This is a genomic window from Corynebacterium sp. NML 120412 (assembly GCF_002285155.1).
GTDB classification, from domain to species: domain Bacteria; phylum Actinomycetota; class Actinomycetes; order Mycobacteriales; family Mycobacteriaceae; genus Corynebacterium; species Corynebacterium gottingense.
Window position 1 is genome coordinate 1,414,730 of sequence record NZ_NSGL01000001.1, and the last position, 16,678, is coordinate 1,431,407.

Below are 16,678 nucleotides of genomic sequence, written 5' to 3' on the forward strand. Positions count from 1 at the left end.
TATTGCCTGCTTACGCCTGCACGCCGAACGGCAGGGTGAAACGCACGTCGCCCTCGACCATGTCGCGCATGTCCGTCAGCCCGTTGCGGAACTGCAGGGTGCGCTCCAGGCCCATGCCAAAGGCGAAGCCCTGGTACTCCTCCGGATCCACGCCGACAGCGCGCAGCACGTTCGGGTTGACCATGCCGCAGCCGCCCCACTCGATCCAACCTGCGCCGCCCTTCTTGTTTTCAAACCACACGTCCACCTCAGCGCTCGGCTCCGTGAACGGGAAGTAGTTCGTACGCATGCGGGTTTTCGCCGCCGGCCCGAACAGCGTCTTGGCCAGGTGGTCCAGGGTGCCGCGAAGGTGCGCCATGGTCAGCCCCTTATCCACGGCCAGGCCCTCAATCTGGTGGAACACCGGGGTGTGCGTGGCGTCAAGCTCGTCGGTACGGAAGACGCGACCCGGGCACGCGATGTACAGCGGAACGTCACGATCCAGCATGGAGCGCACCTGCACCGGCGAGGTGTGCGTACGCATGACCTGCTTGGAGCCCGGCTCACCAATGTAGAAGGTGTCCTGCAGGGTGCGCGCGGGGTGATCCGGGATGAAGTTGAGCGCGTCGAAGTTGAAGTATTCCGCCTCAACCTCCGGTCCCTCGGCGATTTCCCAGCCCATGCCGACAAAGATGTCCGCGATCTGCTCGCTCAGCGTGGTGATCGGGTGCATCGCCCCGACCTGACCGCGAGTCGTCGGCAGCGTGACATCCACCGCTTCTTCCTTGAGCTGCTGCGCACGGTACTCGGCCTCGCGCAGCTCGCGCAGCTGCGCAAAGCGCTTCTCTACGCGCCCGCGCGCCATATTCACCATCCGACCAGCGTCCTTGCGCTGGTCCTTCGGAAGGGTGCCCAGGGCCCGCCGCGCCTGCGGGATAAAGGCCTTCTCCCCCAGATGCTGCCTATGCGCCTCTTCCAGCGCCGGCAAGTCTGCCGCGTTCTCAAACGCTTCGATCGCCGCCGCGGCAGCGCTGTCTAGCGCCTCCTCGGTCAGTTGAATCTCCGGGGTCTCGGACACGCTCGTCCCTTCCACTTGTCTGGTGATATTTCAGCGCACACAAGCATACCCGGGCGCACCCGACGACCCCTGACGCGCCCCAAAGCCAAGCGAGCCACCACCACCGGCCGCAATGCCTATTCCTGGCCGAGCACCTTGGACGACTCCCACATGCACATTGCCGCAGCGGTGGCGAGGTTCAATGACTCCGCGCTTCCCTTGATTGGAATTGCTACCCGGTGGTCAGCCAGTTCCAGGATTTCGTCGGGGAGCCCGTGCGCTTCGTTGCCGAAGAGCCACGCAGTGGGTTTCGCGAGCACCTCCCCCGCTGCGTCGAGGGAGACTTCGCCGTCCATGGCCGTTGCGACGATTTGCAGGCCTTTGGCACGCAACTGTCCCAGGACGTCCTTGATGTTTCGTTCGCGGGCCACGGGGAGGTGGAACAGCGAGCCTGCGGAAGCGCGCACAACCTTGGAAGATTCCGAGTCCACCGTCTCGCCGGCGAAGATGACGGCGTTCGCGCCGGTAGCGTCAGCGATGCGGATGATGGTGCCCGCGTTGCCTGGGTCGTTCGTTTCCACGCCTACGGCGACGAACTCTGGGGTCCCGCGCAGCGCCGCTCCGACAGTCCACAGCGACGGCTTGCACACGGCGAAGAGCCCGGTGGTGTGGACCGTATCAGACATGTGCTTCGCCGCCTGATCAGTAATGGCGTGGGTGAACACGTCCATGTAGTCCGCCGTGGTGATGATGTCCGCGAACTCGTCTGCGGCACGCTCTGTGGCAAAAAGATCGGTGGCCGCGCCCGTCGCCACGGCCGCCTCCACTGAGTTTGCGCCTTCCACCAAGAAGCGGTTCGCCTTCTTTCGGGCCTGCGCCCGGTGCAGCTTCGCCGCGTTGACGACTCGGGGGGTGCGCTCAGTAAAGGGTTGCGTGAAATCAAGGCTCATGGCCTTAGATTCTACCGGCGTGCTACCGCAACAACGGCACGCCGTCCGCGTCCGTGGAGTAGAAGCCGCTGCGCGTGCAAATTCTGACGAGGTCGCACAGCACCCAGATCCCCAGCACCCCCAACACGACAAAGCCAACCAAGAAGAACGTCGTCAACCAGCCGAAGAAGTGGAGCCCCAATTGGACAAGCCCCCGCTTGGTGTACCCCAAGTAAAAATTGTGCACACCGAAAAGCCCAAAGAAAAGGCACAGCAGGACAGCAAGGGGCCATGCGCGGGGCTGCCTCACAGGCTGCACGGATGCGGTTGAGGAGCGAAGTGTTTCGAAGTGATCCGACAGCGCGGGAGCGCTCGCGCTACCGGGTCTGCCGCCGTAGAACTGCCGGGTGCGCGCCCACTCGTTGGCAGCCGCGCCCTGCTCGTCCCAGTACCAGTCATCTGCACCATTGCCGTGTCCACTGGGGTACCCGCTCCCGTAGGGTCCACCGGTGTTGTTGTTGGTGCCGTTGTCATAGGGGTTCGTCATGTCTCACACCTTACTCAGGCACCCGAACACGCCCGGGCACGCGAAACGCCCACCCCGACCCGTTCGCAAGTGCGAGGGTAAGGTGGGCGTCGATAAGCGAAGGGTGCTTACGCAGCCTTCGGAGCGTTCACGTCCTCTGGGAGGGCGTTCTTGGCAATCTCGCAGATCGCGGTGAACGCAGCGAAGTCGTTGACGGCAAGCTCGGCGAGGATCTTGCGGTCGACCTCGACCTCGGCCAGCTTCAGGCCGTGGATGAGGCGGTTGTAGGTGATGTCGTTGAGACGAGCAGCGGCGTTGATGCGCTGGATCCACAGCTTGCGGAACTCACCCTTGCGCTTACGACGGTCGCGGTACGCGTAGGTCTGGGAGTGCAGCCACTGCTCCTTGGCCTTGCGGTACAGGCGGGAGCGCTGGCCGCGGTAGCCCTTCGCGGACTTGAGGATTGCGCGGCGCTTCTTCTTGGCGTTGACTGAACGCTTCACACGTGCCATGAGTCAAACTTCCTTTACTTATTCGGTATTTGTGCTGGTTACGGGGCGCTGGTTGAACTATGCGCGGCCAAGAAGGCGCTTCATGCGCTTCTGATCTGCCCGTGCGACGTCGGTGGTGCCGGACAGCTTGCGGCGACGCTTGGAGGACAGCGACTCGTTGAGGTGGCGCTTGCCGGCCTGCTCGCGGCGCAGCTTGCCCTTGCCGTTGACCTTGATGCGCTTTGCGGTGCCCTTGTGGGTCTTCTGCTTCATGGTAAAAGCCCTTCAGAGTTGAAAATGTGTGCTACTTCTTGCCCTTGCGAGCCGGCCCGAAGACCATCGTCATGTTGCGACCGTCCTGCTTCGGACGAGACTCGACCACGCCCAGCTCACCGATGTCGTCTGCAAGACGCTCGAGGAGGCGGTAGCCGAGTTCCGGACGCGACTGCTCGCGGCCACGGAACATGATGGTCACCTTGACCTTGTTGCCCTTCTCCAGGAAGCGCTCGACATTGCCCTTCTTCGTCTGGTAATCGTGCTCATCGATCTTCGGGCGGAACTTCTGTTCCTTCACCACGGTCTGCTGCTGGTTCTTGCGAGCCTCGCGGGCCTTCTGATCCTGCTCGTACTTGTACTTGCCGTAATCCATGATCTTGGCCACGGGCGGCTTGGCCTTCGGCGCGACCTCGACCAGGTCGAGGTCCGCGTCGTACGCCAACTTGCGGGCATCATCCGTGCGGACAATGCCCACCTGCTCGCCGGACGGGCCGACGAGGCGAACTTCCGGTACGCGGATTCGTTCGTTGATCCGAGCTTCAGCGCTGATGAGAACTCCTAAAGACGAGAATGACAATGTGATCGCTACCAAGCCCCAAGCGACGTCATCCCACACGAAAAACCCGCTAGCGTTTACGCCAGCGGGAGTTCATCCGTTCAGCACAACACACGTCTCGCGTGCGCCATACCGTTGACCCGTATCCTGCGCTGCTGCGCGGCGTGGGGTGGGAGTAACTCCACTTGCGGCCCGTACACCTGAATCAGGAGCACTGGGCGGTAGTGGTGCATATGCTAGCAGCCGTTGCGAGAGACACCAAATCGCACGCCGAGACGGGCTATTTCGATTCTCCGCACCCCGCCCCGGCAGCTAGTGCAGGACCTTTTGCAGGTACTCGCCCGTAAACGAACCTTCCACCGCTGCCACGTCCTCGGGCGTTCCCTGCGCAACCACGGTGCCGCCGCCGGAGCCGCCCTCCGGGCCCATGTCGATGATCCAGTCGGCGGACTTTACAACGTCGAGGTTGTGCTCGATAACCAGGACGGTGTTGCCCTTCTCCACCAGGCCGTTGAGCACGAGCATCAGCTTGCGAATGTCCTCGAAGTGCAGGCCGGTCGTCGGCTCGTCCAGGATGTAGATGGTGCGGCCGTTGGATCGCTTTTGTAGCTCGGTTGCCAGCTTCACGCGCTGCGCCTCGCCGCCGGACAGGGTCGTCGCGGACTGTCCCAGGCGGACGTAGCCGAGGCCGACGTCGACAAGCGTGGCGAGGTACCGGTGAATGGAAGAAATCGGTTCGAAGAACTCGGCGGCCTCGGAGATCGGCATCTCCAGCACCTCCGCGATCGTCTTCCCCTTGTAGCGGACCTCGAGGGTCTCCCTGTTGTAGCGCGCGCCGCCACACACCTCGCAGGGCACGTACACATCGGGCAGGAAGTTCATCTCGATCTTGATGGTGCCGTCGCCGCGGCAGGCCTCGCACCGGCCACCCTTGACGTTGAAGGAGAAGCGGCCCGCCTTGTACCCGCGCACCTTCGCCTCCTGCGTTTCGGCGAACAGGTTGCGAATCTTGTCAAACACGCCCGTGTACGTCGCCGGGTTCGAGCGCGGCGTGCGCCCGATCGGGCTCTGATCTACCTGGACCAGCTTGTCCAACGAGTCCAGCCCCTCCACGCGCTTGACGCGGCCGGGAACCTGGCGGGCGCCGTTCAGTTCGTTCTGCAGAGTCTTGGCCAGGATCTCGTTGACCAGGGTGGACTTGCCGGAGCCGGACACGCCCGTCACCGCGACGAGCAGGCCGAGCGGAATCTCCACGCTGACGTTATTCAGGTTGTTCTCGCGGGCCCCGACCACCTTGATCTTCCGGTCCTTATCCAGCGGTCGCCGCTGCGCAGGCACCTCGATCTTCTTGCGGCCGGCGATGTAGTCGCCGGTGAGCGAGCCTTCCGCCTCGACGAGTCCGTCGGGCTCGCCCTGGTAGACCACCTCGCCGCCGTACTCACCGGCGCGCGGGCCGATGTCGATGAGCCAGTCCGCCTCGCGGATCGTGTCCTCGTCGTGCTCCACCACCACGAGTGTGTTGCCAAGGTCACGCAGCTTCTTCAGCGTGGCGATGAGCCTGTTGTTGTCGCGCTGGTGCAGGCCGATGGAGGGCTCATCCAGCACGTACAGCACGCCAGCAAGTCCCGAGCCGATCTGCGTGGCCAGGCGGATACGCTGCGCCTCGCCGCCGGAGAGCGTCCCGGCGGAACGCGACAGCGTGAGGTAGTTCAGGCCCACGTCCAGCAGGAAGTGGATCCTTGCCTGGATCTCGCGCAGCACGGCACCGGCGATCATCTCCTCGCGGTACCCCAGCACCAGGTGGTCCAGGTATTCCGACGCGTCCTCGATGGACAGCTCGGTCAGCCCGGCAATCGAGCGCTCGCCGTGCGTCGTGGAGTCCAAGCGCACCGCCAGGATCTCCGGCTTCAGGCGCGCCCCCTTACACGTCGGGCACGGGACCTCGCGGGTGTAAGCGAGCAGCCGCTCCTTCTGCGTGTCCGTCTCCGCCTGCTCGAGCTTGCGCTCCAGGTAGCCAATCACGCCTTCGTACGCGGCGCTGAAGGAGCGCTGCCTGCCGTAGCGGTTCTTATACCGCACGCTCACCTTGGTCTTCGAACCGTTGACCAGGTGCTTCTGCTGCGTCTTGGTCAGCGAGGAGAACGGGACGTGCGCGTCGAAGCCTTCTTCCTTGGCCAGCGCCTCGATGAGCCGCACGAAGTACTTCTTGTTCGGGCTCGAGTTCCACGGCTGGAACGCGTCGACCGCGGGGGCGTCCGGGTCCGGGATGACCAGGTCGGTGTCAATCTCCTTGCGCATCCCCAGTCCGTCGCAGGCCGGGCACGCGCCGAACGGGGAGTTGAACGAGAATGCGCGGGGCTCGTACTCCTCCACGTCCAGCTTGTGTCCGTTCGGGCAGGCCATCTTCTCCGAGAAGATCTGCACGCGATCCGGGTCGTCCGCGTCCAGGCCGACGAAGTCGAACCCGACGAGCCCGTCGGCCAGCTTCAGCGCGGTCTCGACGGAGTCGGTGAGGCGCTGCTTCTGACTCTCCTTCACCTGCAGGCGGTCCACGACGACGTCGATCGTGTGCTTGATCTGCTTCTCCAGCTTCGGCGGTTCGGAGAGCTGGTAGGTCTCCCCGTCCACGTTCACGCGAGAATAGCCCTGGGAGGCCAGGTCTGCGAACAGGTCCTGGAATTCGCCCTTGCGCTTGCGCACGATCGGCGCGAGCACCTGGAACTTCGTGCGCTCCTCGTACTCAAGGACCTGGTCGACGATCTGCTGAGGCGTCTGCCGCTGGATCACCGCGTCGCACACCGGGCAGTGTGGCGTCCCCGCGCGCGAGTACAGCAGACGCAGGTAGTCATAGATTTCCGTGATCGTGCCCACGGTCGAGCGCGGGTTGCGGTTCGTGGACTTTTGGTCGATGGACACCGCGGGGCTGAGCCCGTCGATGTAGTCCACGTCCGGCTTGTCCATCTGCCCCAGAAACATGCGGGCGTACGAGGACAGGGACTCCACGTACCGGCGCTGGCCTTCCGCAAAGATCGTGTCGAACGCCAGGGAAGACTTGCCCGAGCCGGAGAGCCCGGTAAACACGGCCATCTTGTCTCGCGGTAGCGAAATGTCGACGCCCTTGAGGTTGTGTTCGCGCGCGCCGCGCACGGTCAGCCATTCAGCCACGTCACCACGTCCCTTCCCTAGCGGTTCTCTGTGGGGTTCAGTCCTAGAAACTACCAACTCGGGCCACCCCCGAGCTATTCCCGCCCGGCTACGCTGGGGCGCCATGACGCTTTCATTGCACCAGATTTCCGTCTCCGAGATGGACAACAACTGCTACCTCATCGCTTCCCAGGGCAAGGGGCTGCTTATCGACGCCGCCGCCGACCCCGCCGCACTCCTCTCCCTCGCCAGCGACGCAGGCGTAGAGATCACCGACGTGCTCACCACGCACCGCCACCACGACCACGTCCGCGCGCTCAAGGAGGTCCTCGAAGCGACCGGCGCGACGCACTGGGCGCCGTTCCTGGACGCGCCCGCACTGCCGGCGCCGGTGGACCGCGAGCTCAAGGACGGCGACACCCTCGAGTTCGACGGCCAGCAGTTCCCCGTCATGATCCTGCGCGGCCACACCCCCGGCGGCGCGGCGCTCGCGGCGGAGATCGACGGCGCGACGAACCTCTTCGTCGGCGACTCCCTCTTCCCCGGCGGCCTGGGCAAGACGGCCTCCGAGGGCGATTTTGTCCGCCTGTTCAACGAGGTGAAAACCAAGCTGTTCGACGCCTACGCGGACGACACCATCGTCCGCCCAGGCCACGGGAAGCCGACGACGCTGGGCGAGGAACGACCCCACCTGGATGAGTGGTGGCAGCGTCGCTGGTAGCCGAGCGTTTTTCACCGAGTTTCCCCGATGAGACCGGAACGTAAGTACAGTTGTGCCCAGAAGAGTCCCGCTGTGGGCTCCAGCATGAACCTGAATAAACCACGATCAAATGAAAAGGACTGGTTTGCAAGATGATCCGTAAGATCGCTCGCCCGATGTTGGCGTCCGTTTACATCATTGACGGCGTTGAGACCGCGCTGAACCCGGCGTCGCACAAGGACGCTGCGGACTCCGCACTGAAGAAGGTGCGCTCCGTACTGCCGCGTCAGTACCGCAGCTTCCTGCCGAAGGACCCGGAGACCGCCGCCCAGATCGTGGGTGGCGTCAAGGCCGGTGCCGGTAGCCTCTTCGCCATCGGCAAGATGCCGCGCACCTCCGCGTCCCTGCTCGCCCTCTCCACCGTCCCGTCCCTAATCGGGCGCAACGCGTTCTGGGAGGCAGATGATGCGGACGACAAGGCCCGCCGCCGCACCGGCGCGCTGACCGATGTCGCACTCGCAGGCGGCGTCCTGCTGGCTACCGTCGACACGGCCGGCAAGCCGGGCCTGCAGTGGCGCGCGCAGAATGCCGCAAAGGTTGCGCGCAAGAACGTCCAGCAGGCGCTGCCCACTCAGTCCGAGACCGAGAAGACCATGAGCAAGGCCAGCGACTGGTTGTCCGACACCACCGACCAGGTCACCAGCCAGGTCACCAGCTACGTCGATGACAACAAGGACGACTGGAAGAAGGCTGCTTCCCACGCCACCGAGGTAGCCGGCGACTGGTTCGAGGACGCAAAGAAGCAGACCTCGAAGTTCCTCGCTGAGACCTCCGACCGCGCGCAGGACGCGTACAAGGACTTCGACGCGGAGAAGCTGATCGAGCAGTCTACCCCGTCCAAGCTCGAGCATTTCCAGGCCAAGCGCAAGGTCCACGGCATTGTCGGCGACCTGCAGGGCTCCATCGATGACCTTCGCCCGAGCACCCTGGAGAAGCTCTCCGCAAAGCACAAGGTGAAGAAGAACCATGCGAAGCTGGAAAAGAAGGCACAGGGTTCCGTCGATAAGCTGCAGGCTGCGTTTGACAAGCTCGACGCTGACCCGTCTTGGATTCAGAAGCTGAAGTGGAAGCGCAAGGCGAAAAAGGCCGAGAAGCGCGCCAAGAAGTCGGTGAAGAAGCTGCAGAAGAAGCTGGGCTAATCCCCCGCTTTCGCGCACCGCGGCCCCGCCACCCCGGAATAATCCGGGCGGCGGGGCCGTTTGTTGCTTACACGGCGCGGTTTGACCGCGGAGAATCGTGAGGAGGTACACGCGGGTGAGAAATCCCCAACACATCGCATCCGAGCAGGCTTACGTCGATGAGCTCTTCCGGCACCTGGATGCGGAGGTCACCGCAGCCCAAGAGAAGCTGGCTGCGGTGCAGCGCGACGTCGACCCAGACAACCCGGACTCGGACGCACTCGTGCGCCGCGAAACGGAGTACCACGGGCTCAACGCCAAACTCGATGCACTCAACATCGCCGAGGTGGGGCTGGTCTTCGGCCGCATCGACGTCGCCGACACGGACGTGGAGAATCCGGTCCCGGGGCGTCCTGGGCTCGAGCGGCGTTACATCGGTCGCATGGGGATGGACGATCGCGCGGACAACTACCGCACCCTCCTGCTGGACTGGCGCGCGCCGCTGGCGCGGCCGTTTTACCTAGCAACCACGGCGCACCCCGAGGGCGTGGAACAGCGCCGCAACATCCGCATGCGCGGCCGCAAGGTGACGGCGGTGGATGACGAGGTCCTGTCTGGAGACAGCACCGATGCCGATCAGCCTGGCGCCGCGGAGTCAGCGACCGACGGCGGCAACGTCGGCTCCGAGGCCGCGCTGCGCCGCGCCATGAACACCGCACGCACCGGCCACATGCAGTCCATCGTGGAAACGATCCAGCGCGAGCAGGACGAGATCATCCGTGACGCCACTCGCGGCGTCATGGTCGTCCAGGGCGGCCCCGGCACCGGCAAGACCGCGGTGGCGCTGCACCGCGTGGCTTACCTGCTGTACACCTGGCGCGAGCAGCTTTCGCGCACCGGCGTGCTCATCATCGGCCCGAACCCGACGTTTCTGGAGTACATCTCCCGCGTCCTGCCCGAGTTGGGCGAAACCGGCGTTGTCCTGTCCACCATCGAAGACCTCGTCCCCGGGTTCACACCGGCGCGTGCCGCGGAGCCGCTGGCTGCGCGCGAGGTCAAGGGCTCGGAGGAGATGGTCACGGTGCTCAAGCGTGCCGTGCAGGCCTTTGAGACGGTGCCCGAGCGCCCCGTCACCTTGAAGATCGACTCCGTCGACATCGAGGCCACCCCGGCGATGGTGAAGGCGGCGCGCACCCGCGCCCGGCGTTCGCGCAAGCCGCACAACCAGGCCCGCGAGTACTTCGCCGAGCACCTCACGCAGTCGCTCGCGGAGGCCCTGGCGGAGAAGATCGGCGCGGACCCGCTCGGCGGCCGCAACCTCCTCTCCGCCGCAGACGTGGACCAGCTGCACGACGACCTCGCCGACGACCCGCAGGTAATCGCCCTGGTGGACGAGTACTTCCCGGAGCTCGACCCCGCCGAGGTCCTCGACGTCACGCTCACGGACCGCGCGCGCATCGCAGAGGTCGCCGGGGACTACGACGCCTACACCCAAGACGCGCTCTACCGCGCGCCGGGTTCGGGGTTCTTCGCGTCGGACACCGCGCTTATCGACGAGCTGTCCGTCCTCATCGGCGTCGTCGCGCCCGAGGACCAGCGCGCGAAGGAGGACGCGCAGTGGCGCCAGCAGGTCGAGGAGGCCGCCGACGCCCTTGACGTGCTCGCGTCCTCCGAGTCCACGGACAACGACGACGACCAGTTCGAAGCGGAAATCCTTTCCGCTGCCGACGTCATCGACGCGGAGACCCTGGCAAGCCGCCAGCGCGTCACCGACATCCGCTCCACCGCGCAGCGCGCGCGGGCGGATCACACCTGGGCCTACGGCCACGTGATCGTCGACGAAGCGCAGGAGCTCTCCCCCATGGAGTGGCGAATGGTGTTCCGCCGGTGCCCGTCAAGGTGGATGACGCTGGTGGGCGACCCCGCGCAGACGTCGGCGCCCGCCGGCACGGACGACTGGGCCGCGTCACTCGCGCCGTTCGTCGGCGAGCGGTTTGTCACCCACGAGCTCACGGTAAACTACCGCACCCCCGCGGAAATCATGGAGTACGCGGGCGACGTCCTGGCGCAGATCGACCCGGAGGCGCAAGCCTCTGTGGCAATCCGCCAGACCGGTGTTCCGGTGCGGCGCCTGCCCGCCGGTACGGACCCCGAGGGCGTGCGCGGGCAGCTGCACCACGATGATGGCGCGGATCAAGGGGAACAACGCACCGTTGCCGTGATCGATGCCGCGAACGTGGCGCAGATGAAGGGGTTGGAGTTCGACCACGTCATCGTGGTCGATCCGGACAAAGTAGTAGAGGCCTCGCCACAGGGGTGGCAAGACCTCTACGTTGCCGCTACGCGGGCGACTCAAAGCCTGACGGTGATCGGCTAAGCGCCACCGTCAGCGCCCCGCCGCGCAGCGCGGCGGGGTCACCGTTACTTAACGGTGTGGACGATCATCACGTCGCAGTCGGACTGACGTGCAACGTCAGCCGGCACGGAGCCCAGCAGGCGGCCGGTCAGCGAGTTGATGCCGCGGTTGCCCACGACCAGCAGCTCAGCCTTGTTGTCGTTCACGATCGCCATGAGCGCCTCGACCGGGGTGCCCGGGCGGGTCGCGGTCTGCACGTCCTCGACGCCGAAGGAGCGAGCGTGCTCAGCGGCCTCCTCGAGGTTCTTCAGCGCCTGCTCGTCGCCCAGAATGGTTACCGAGTCTTGGCGCAAGGCCTTGGAGGCGTCCTCTTCGGTGCGGTAGTACGCCGTGCCGATGACCAGCGTTGCCCCGAAGGCCGCTGCCATCCGTGCCGCCCGCTCCACAGCGAGGAGGGAGGACTTGGAGCCGTCGGAGCCGACGACGATGGTGTTGTAGTACTCAGCCATAGTGTCTGGGTGACCTTTCATTGAGTTTAGGAATCTGTGGACATGGTACTCCGGGTACTCCGGGGAGGTTAGTTATGCCCCTCGGCCCTGGTATCTACCAGCATAACGTCCACCGGAGCCTTCTTTGCCACGCTCCCGGGGATGTTGCCAAATACCCGGCCAGCCAGCGAGCGCATCCCCTTATTGCCCACCACGAGCAGGTCGACCTCGTACTCCGAGACGGACTCAAGCAGCACGTTCGCCGGCTGGCCTGCCTTGGACACGACGTTGACCTTCGGGGCCTGCTCCTCCTCCGCGATCGCGCGGGCGCGGGTCAGGATCTCCTGGGCACCGGTCTCGGTCACGATGTCGATCTTGCTCAGCTCGGCGTTCGTGGAGTTCAGCATGGAACCGGAGGCGGTGTAGTGCGCGCAGATGACGGTGAGCTGGGCGTCGTACACGCGGGCCAGGCTGGCTGCGGCGCGGACGGCCACCAGGGAGGTCGGCGAACCGTCGGTGCCCACGGCGATGGATGTGTAAGTGTGCATGATGGGTATTGCGCCCTTTCTCGTTCTAGTTTCCTGTGTCTTTCATACCACGGAGTTCCCTGCGCAGATCTGCAATCTCATCGCGGAGTCTGCCGGCGAGCTCAAACTTCAGCTCGCGGGCTGCGTCGCCCATCTGCTTCGTGAGGTCGTCGATAAGCTTCTGCACCTCGTCGGAGGCCATGGTGGTCACGTCCGGCTTCTCCGCCACCGCGGCATCCGAGCTCAGGCTCGCCTGCTCCTCGGCATCGCCGTTTTCGTAGACCTGGTCGAGGATGTCGGCGATCTTCTTGCGCAGCGGCTGCGGGTCGATGCCGTGCTCCTTGTTGTAGGCCAGCTGCTTCTCGCGGCGGCGCTCGGTCTCATCGATTGCCTCCTGCATGGACTCGGTGATTGTGTCGGCGTACATGATGACCTCGCCGGAGACGTTGCGGGCCGCGCGGCCGATGGTCTGAATGAGCGACTTCGTGGAGCGCAGGAAGCCCTCCTTGTCCGCGTCCAGGATGGCCACGAGCGAGACCTCGGGCAGGTCGAGGCCCTCGCGCAGGAGGTTGATGCCCACGAGCACGTCGAACTCGCCAAGCCGGAGCTGGCGCAGCAGCTCGACGCGCTGCAGCGTATCAATGTCGGAGTGCAGGTAGCGCACCTTGATGCCGTGGTCGAGCAAGTAGTCGGTGAGGTCCTCGGCCATGCGCTTGGTCAGCGTGGTCACGAGCACGCGCTCCTGTTTGTCCACGCGCTGGCGCACCTCGTCGATGAGGTCGTCGATCTGCCCCTTCGTCGGCTTGACGGTCACCTTCGGGTCCACCAGTCCGGTCGGGCGGATCACCTGCTCGACGTACTCGCCCTGCGCGGCCTCGAGCTCGTAGTCGCCCGGGGTCGCCGACATGTACACGGTCTGCCCTACGCGCGCCTCGAACTCGTCGAAGGTCAGGGGCCGATTATCGACGGCACTGGGCAGGCGGAACCCGAACTCCACGAGGTTTCGCTTGCGCGACATGTCGCCCTCAAACATGCCGCCGATCTGGGGCACGGTCACGTGGGACTCATCAATGATGGTGAGGAAGTCCTCCGGGAAGTAGTCAATGAGCGTGGCCGGCGCGGAGCCGGGGCCGCGGCCGTCCATGTGCCGCGAGTAGTTCTCAATACCGGAGCAGAACCCCACCTGCTGGATCATCTCCAGGTCGTACTCGGTGCGCATCCGCAGGCGCTGCGCCTCGAGGAGCTTGCCCTTGCTCTCCAGTTCCTCGAGCCGGTCGGCGAGCTCCTCCTTGATCGCCTGGATCGCCTTTTCCATGCGCTCCTCAGTGGCCACGTAGTGGGTGGCCGGGAAGATGCGCACCTCGTCCTCCTGGCTGAGTACGTCGCCCGTGAGCGGGTGGATGTAGTAGAGCGAGTCGACCTCGTCGCCGAAGAACTCGACGCGCACGGCGACCTCCTCGTAGGCGGGGATGATGTCGACGGTGTCGCCCTTGACGCGGAAGGTGCCGCGCTTGAAGTCGATGTCGTTGCGCTCGTATTGGACGTCCACGAGCAGGCGCAGGAACCGATCGCGCTCGACCTCCTCGTCCACGCGCAGCACGATCGAGCGGTCCAGGTAGGACTGCGGGGTGCCCAGGCCGTAGATGCAGGACACGGAGGAGACGACGACCACGTCGCGGCGGCTCAGCAGCGCGGAGGTTGCGGAGTGGCGCAAGCGCTCCACGTCATCATTGATGGACGAGTCCTTCTCAATGTAGGTATCGGTCTGCGCGATGTACGCCTCCGGCTGGTAGTAGTCGTAGTAGGAGACGAAATACTCGACCGCGTTGTTGGGCAGTAGCTGCCGCAGCTCGTTTGCCAGCTGCGCGGCCAGCGTCTTGTTCGGCGCCATCACCAGCGTGGGCCGCTGCTGCTGCTCAATCAGCCACGCCGCCGTCGCGGACTTACCCGTACCAGTCGCACCCATGAGCACGACGTCCTCCTCGCCGCGGCGCAGCCGCTCGTCCAGCTCCGCGATCGCGGCGGGCTGGTCGCCGGACGGTTCGAACTCGGAAACCACCTCAAACGGCTTTTCGCGCCGCTCAATCTCGCCGACGGGGCGGAACTCGGAGTGCGCAAGGACTGGGTGTTCTGCAGCGAAAGCCATGGCTGTCAGCATACTCGCCGCTCCCCAACTGCTCCGCTGCCGCCGTGCCAGAATGAGGCACATGCTTTCTACGCTGATCCCCCACGGTTTCCAGATCCGCGAGCACGTCATCCGCGTCCCCTGGGACCGCACTGACGCGTCGCTAGGCACCCTCGAGCTCTTCGCGCGCGAGCTGTACACCGACCCCGACGCGCCGCCCCTCGCCTACTTCCAGGGCGGCCCCGGCAACCCCGGCCCGCGCATGCTCATGGGGTGGATCCCCGAGGCACTCAAGCACTACCGCGTCTTCCTCATCGACGAGCGAGGCACCGGCCGTTCCACCAGGATCGATGCGACGCAGTGCACGCTTCTCGACGCCGCGCATCTCTCCCGCCTCCGCCCACCCGACATCGCCGCCGACGCCGAGGACCTGCGCCGCCACCTTGGCTTTGACACCTGGGACATCCTGGGCAACTCATTTGGCGGGATCTGTGTCGGCGCCTACCTCTCCTACTTTCCGGAGGGCATTGGGCGCGCGATGATGACTGGCGTGGTCCCGCCGTTCGGGACCACCCCGGAGGAGTTCAACCGCCAGTCGGTGGCGCTCATGGCCCAACGCGTCGAGCGCTTCTACGCCGCGGTGCCGTGGGCCGAAGAGCGTGTCCGTGAGGTGTGCGCCCACCTGGAGGACACCGAGGAGCTTCTGCCCACCGGCGAGCGGCTCACCCCGGAGCGCTTCCGCTTCGTGGGCGTGCGGCTCGGCGAGGAAACTGGTGCGGACACGCTGGCCATGCTGCTCGAAGCACCGTTCCACCGCGGCGCGCACAAGCGGCTGCGCACCGACTTCCTCGCTGCGGCGGGCGCGATGCTCAGCCTGGCGCCAAATCCCTTGTGGGCCGTGGTCCACGACCAGATTTTCGCCGGCCTGACCCCGCGTCCCACCAACTGGCCCGGCGCCCGGACGTACGAGGAGGCCGAAGGGTTTTCGGTCCACGCGGACCCGCGGAGCAACGCTCCCTTCTACCTGCTGGGCAACGCCTTCTTCCCGTTCCACTTCGACCAGGACCCTGCGCTCCGCCCGTTCCGCGAGGCGGTGGAGGATATTGCGCAGCGCACCGGCCAGCGGCCCAGCGTGGACGCCGACGCGCTGCGCGCGAACGACACACCCGCCGCCGTCCTGCTCTACGAGGACGACCTTTTCGTCCCCTTTGACTACGCCAGCGCCCAAGCGGCGCAGATTCCCAACCTGTCCGTCACCACGCACCCGACGTACCAGCACGACGGCATCTACCTCCACGGCGACGAAGTGTTCCGCCAGGTGCGCGACGCGTTGCCCCCGGATAGGACGTAATTGCGAGCGATTCCCTGACTCTGCGTCAGGGAGTTGCGACTCCTTCCAGCTATTTATACGGTCATTGTTATGACTCCAGCCCACCCATATGACGCGGCGCGTGCCGCCATCGCCGCCTCCGGCTTGCGACAGCGCGACGTCGCTCAGCACTTGGGTATTGACGCGAGCAAACTCTCAAAGTCCCTCTCCGGGGTGCGGCGCTTCACTGCAACGGAACTGGCCCTGCTGGCCGACCTCACCGGCGTCCCCGCCCGGGAGCTCGCCGTCCGCGGTGAGCAGCACGCGCCGCGCCAGCACGACGCACGGCGCGACCAGGCACGGCGCGACCAGGCGCGATCAAGCCGCCGGCACGCCATCGTCAGCGCCGCGTGGCCGCTGTTTGCGGCGCACGGGTACCAGCCAGTGACCGTGGCCGACATCGCCGCCGCCGCGAGCATGTCCGCCTCCGCCGTGCACTACTACTTCCCCACCAAGAACGAGATCTTCCTGGCTACCTTGGATGCCTGTTCGCTGCAGGGCATTGCGCGCCGGGCGTCAGCGCACACGATCGCAGACCCGGTCGACCGGCTCAACGCGCTCTTCGCCGTCCAACTCGACGGCTCCCCGGAGGCGCATCGCGAGTGGGCAACCTGGGCGCAGTTCTGGTCCTCCTCCGCCATTTTCACCGATGCGCACGACGCCACCGAGATCGCGTACTCGCGCTGGCAGCGGGAACTCCTGCCTGTCGTGCAAGAGGGCATAGACAACGGCACCTTCCGGGCCGGGGACCCCCAGACCATGGTCACGGCGCTGACCGCGCTCATCGACGGCCTGGGGATCCGCATGCTCGCGGGCGACCTCAGCCCGGCCGACGTCCACGCGGTCGTCACCGGCAGCATCCGCGGCTGGATCACGCACAGCGATAGCGGCGGCGCAGTCCGCGAGCCAGCAAGCTCGCCCCCAGACGTTGCCCCCGCCCGAGATTCCCAAGCACACGAAAGCAAGGTGTGAACGAC

15 protein-coding genes are annotated in these 16,678 nt (G+C 65.5%); 5 read left to right on the top strand and 10 right to left on the bottom strand.

Annotated elements, in window-relative coordinates; genetic code table 11:
- Window positions 1-10 precede the first annotated feature (10 nt).
- The 7 genes from pheS to uvrA form a co-directional block, all read right to left on the bottom strand.
- The gene (gene pheS, locus CKJ84_RS06440) at window positions 11-1,057 is read right to left on the bottom strand and encodes a phenylalanine--tRNA ligase subunit alpha (protein WP_095278842.1); all 1,047 of its coding nucleotides are present in this window, start codon (window positions 1,055-1,057) and stop codon (window positions 11-13) included.
- A 116-nt stretch (window positions 1,058-1,173) separates the two neighbouring features.
- Window positions 1,174-1,986 carry an RNA methyltransferase gene (locus CKJ84_RS06445; protein ID WP_095546288.1) on the bottom strand — a complete coding sequence of 271 codons (813 nt, stop codon included), beginning with the start codon at window positions 1,984-1,986 and terminating at the stop codon, window positions 1,174-1,176.
- Window positions 1,987-2,008: 22 nt separating this feature from the next.
- On the bottom strand, window positions 2,009-2,512 hold the full coding sequence (locus tag CKJ84_RS06450) for a TM2 domain-containing protein (protein WP_095546289.1): 504 nt from the start codon (window positions 2,510-2,512) through the stop codon (window positions 2,009-2,011).
- A gap of 107 nt (window positions 2,513-2,619) precedes the next feature.
- Window positions 2,620-3,003 carry a 50S ribosomal protein L20 gene (gene rplT, locus CKJ84_RS06455; RefSeq protein ID WP_095546290.1) on the bottom strand — a complete coding sequence of 128 codons (384 nt, stop codon included), beginning with the start codon at window positions 3,001-3,003 and terminating at the stop codon, window positions 2,620-2,622.
- Between the two features lie 57 nt (window positions 3,004-3,060).
- Window positions 3,061-3,255 (bottom strand): 50S ribosomal protein L35, encoded by a 195-nt coding sequence (gene rpmI, locus CKJ84_RS06460; protein ID WP_095278838.1) that lies wholly within the window; start codon window positions 3,253-3,255, stop codon window positions 3,061-3,063.
- 31 nt (window positions 3,256-3,286) lie between these two features.
- Window positions 3,287-3,835, bottom strand: coding sequence for a translation initiation factor IF-3 (gene infC, locus CKJ84_RS06465; RefSeq protein ID WP_205691350.1), 549 nt, complete (start codon window positions 3,833-3,835; stop codon window positions 3,287-3,289).
- A 291-nt stretch (window positions 3,836-4,126) separates the two neighbouring features.
- Window positions 4,127-6,979: an excinuclease ABC subunit UvrA gene (gene uvrA, locus CKJ84_RS06470; protein ID WP_095546291.1), complete on the bottom strand. Its 2,853-nt coding sequence runs from the start codon at window positions 6,977-6,979 to the stop codon at window positions 4,127-4,129.
- Between the two features lie 103 nt (window positions 6,980-7,082).
- Between uvrA and CKJ84_RS06475 the strand changes: the two genes are divergently transcribed.
- The 3 genes from CKJ84_RS06475 to CKJ84_RS06485 all read left to right on the top strand — a co-directional run bounded on the left by CKJ84_RS06475 (window position 7,083) and on the right by CKJ84_RS06485 (window position 11,213).
- Window positions 7,083-7,679, top strand: coding sequence for an MBL fold metallo-hydrolase (locus CKJ84_RS06475; RefSeq protein ID WP_095536488.1), 597 nt, complete (start codon window positions 7,083-7,085; stop codon window positions 7,677-7,679).
- Window positions 7,680-7,810: 131 nt separating this feature from the next.
- Window positions 7,811-8,857: a DoxX family protein gene (locus CKJ84_RS06480; RefSeq protein ID WP_095546292.1), complete on the top strand. Its 1,047-nt coding sequence runs from the start codon at window positions 7,811-7,813 to the stop codon at window positions 8,855-8,857.
- A gap of 115 nt (window positions 8,858-8,972) precedes the next feature.
- Window positions 8,973-11,213, top strand: a complete 2,241-nt coding sequence (locus CKJ84_RS06485) for an AAA family ATPase (RefSeq protein ID WP_233125524.1) — start codon at window positions 8,973-8,975, stop codon at window positions 11,211-11,213.
- A 44-nt stretch (window positions 11,214-11,257) separates the two neighbouring features.
- Here the strand turns inward: CKJ84_RS06485 and CKJ84_RS06490 are convergent, their stop codons facing one another.
- The 3 genes from CKJ84_RS06490 to uvrB all read right to left on the bottom strand — a co-directional run bounded on the left by CKJ84_RS06490 (window position 11,258) and on the right by uvrB (window position 14,353).
- Window positions 11,258-11,701, bottom strand: coding sequence for a universal stress protein (locus CKJ84_RS06490; RefSeq protein WP_095536867.1), 444 nt, complete (start codon window positions 11,699-11,701; stop codon window positions 11,258-11,260).
- Between the two features lie 68 nt (window positions 11,702-11,769).
- Window positions 11,770-12,228 carry a universal stress protein gene (locus CKJ84_RS06495; protein WP_095536868.1) on the bottom strand — a complete coding sequence of 153 codons (459 nt, stop codon included), beginning with the start codon at window positions 12,226-12,228 and terminating at the stop codon, window positions 11,770-11,772.
- Window positions 12,229-12,253: 25 nt separating this feature from the next.
- Window positions 12,254-14,353 carry an excinuclease ABC subunit UvrB gene (gene uvrB, locus CKJ84_RS06500; RefSeq protein ID WP_095546294.1) on the bottom strand — a complete coding sequence of 700 codons (2,100 nt, stop codon included), beginning with the start codon at window positions 14,351-14,353 and terminating at the stop codon, window positions 12,254-12,256.
- 61 nt (window positions 14,354-14,414) lie between these two features.
- Between uvrB and CKJ84_RS06505 the strand changes: the two genes are divergently transcribed.
- Window positions 14,415-15,683 carry an alpha/beta fold hydrolase gene (locus CKJ84_RS06505; RefSeq protein WP_158221677.1) on the top strand — a complete coding sequence of 423 codons (1,269 nt, stop codon included), beginning with the start codon at window positions 14,415-14,417 and terminating at the stop codon, window positions 15,681-15,683.
- Between the two features lie 69 nt (window positions 15,684-15,752).
- Entirely contained in the window at window positions 15,753-16,673 is a 921-nt protein-coding gene (locus CKJ84_RS06510) for a TetR family transcriptional regulator C-terminal domain-containing protein (RefSeq protein WP_095546296.1), read from the top strand.
- Window positions 16,674-16,678: the final 5 nt, after the last annotated feature.

What these genes read in the sequence shown, in the direction of transcription:
- CKJ84_RS06445 (WP_095546288.1), bottom strand. Translation starts at nt 1,986, where the DNA reads ATGAGCCTTGATTTCACGCAACCCTTTACTGAGCGCACCCCCCGAGTC.
- CKJ84_RS06450 (WP_095546289.1), bottom strand. Translation starts at nt 2,512, where the DNA reads ATGACGAACCCCTATGACAACGGCACCAACAACAACACCGGTGGACCC.
- rplT (WP_095546290.1), bottom strand. Translation starts at nt 3,003, where the DNA reads ATGGCACGTGTGAAGCGTTCAGTCAACGCCAAGAAGAAGCGCCGCGCA.
- rpmI (WP_095278838.1), bottom strand. Translation starts at nt 3,255, where the DNA reads ATGAAGCAGAAGACCCACAAGGGCACCGCAAAGCGCATCAAGGTCAAC.
- CKJ84_RS06475 (WP_095536488.1), top strand. Translation starts at nt 7,083, where the DNA reads ATGACGCTTTCATTGCACCAGATTTCCGTCTCCGAGATGGACAACAAC.
- CKJ84_RS06480 (WP_095546292.1), top strand. Translation starts at nt 7,811, where the DNA reads ATGATCCGTAAGATCGCTCGCCCGATGTTGGCGTCCGTTTACATCATT.
- CKJ84_RS06490 (WP_095536867.1), bottom strand. Translation starts at nt 11,701, where the DNA reads ATGGCTGAGTACTACAACACCATCGTCGTCGGCTCCGACGGCTCCAAG.
- CKJ84_RS06495 (WP_095536868.1), bottom strand. Translation starts at nt 12,228, where the DNA reads ATGCACACTTACACATCCATCGCCGTGGGCACCGACGGTTCGCCGACC.
- uvrB (WP_095546294.1), bottom strand. Translation starts at nt 14,353, where the DNA reads ATGGCTTTCGCTGCAGAACACCCAGTCCTTGCGCACTCCGAGTTCCGC.
- CKJ84_RS06505 (WP_158221677.1), top strand. Translation starts at nt 14,415, where the DNA reads ATGCTTTCTACGCTGATCCCCCACGGTTTCCAGATCCGCGAGCACGTC.
- CKJ84_RS06510 (WP_095546296.1), top strand. Translation starts at nt 15,753, where the DNA reads ATGACTCCAGCCCACCCATATGACGCGGCGCGTGCCGCCATCGCCGCC.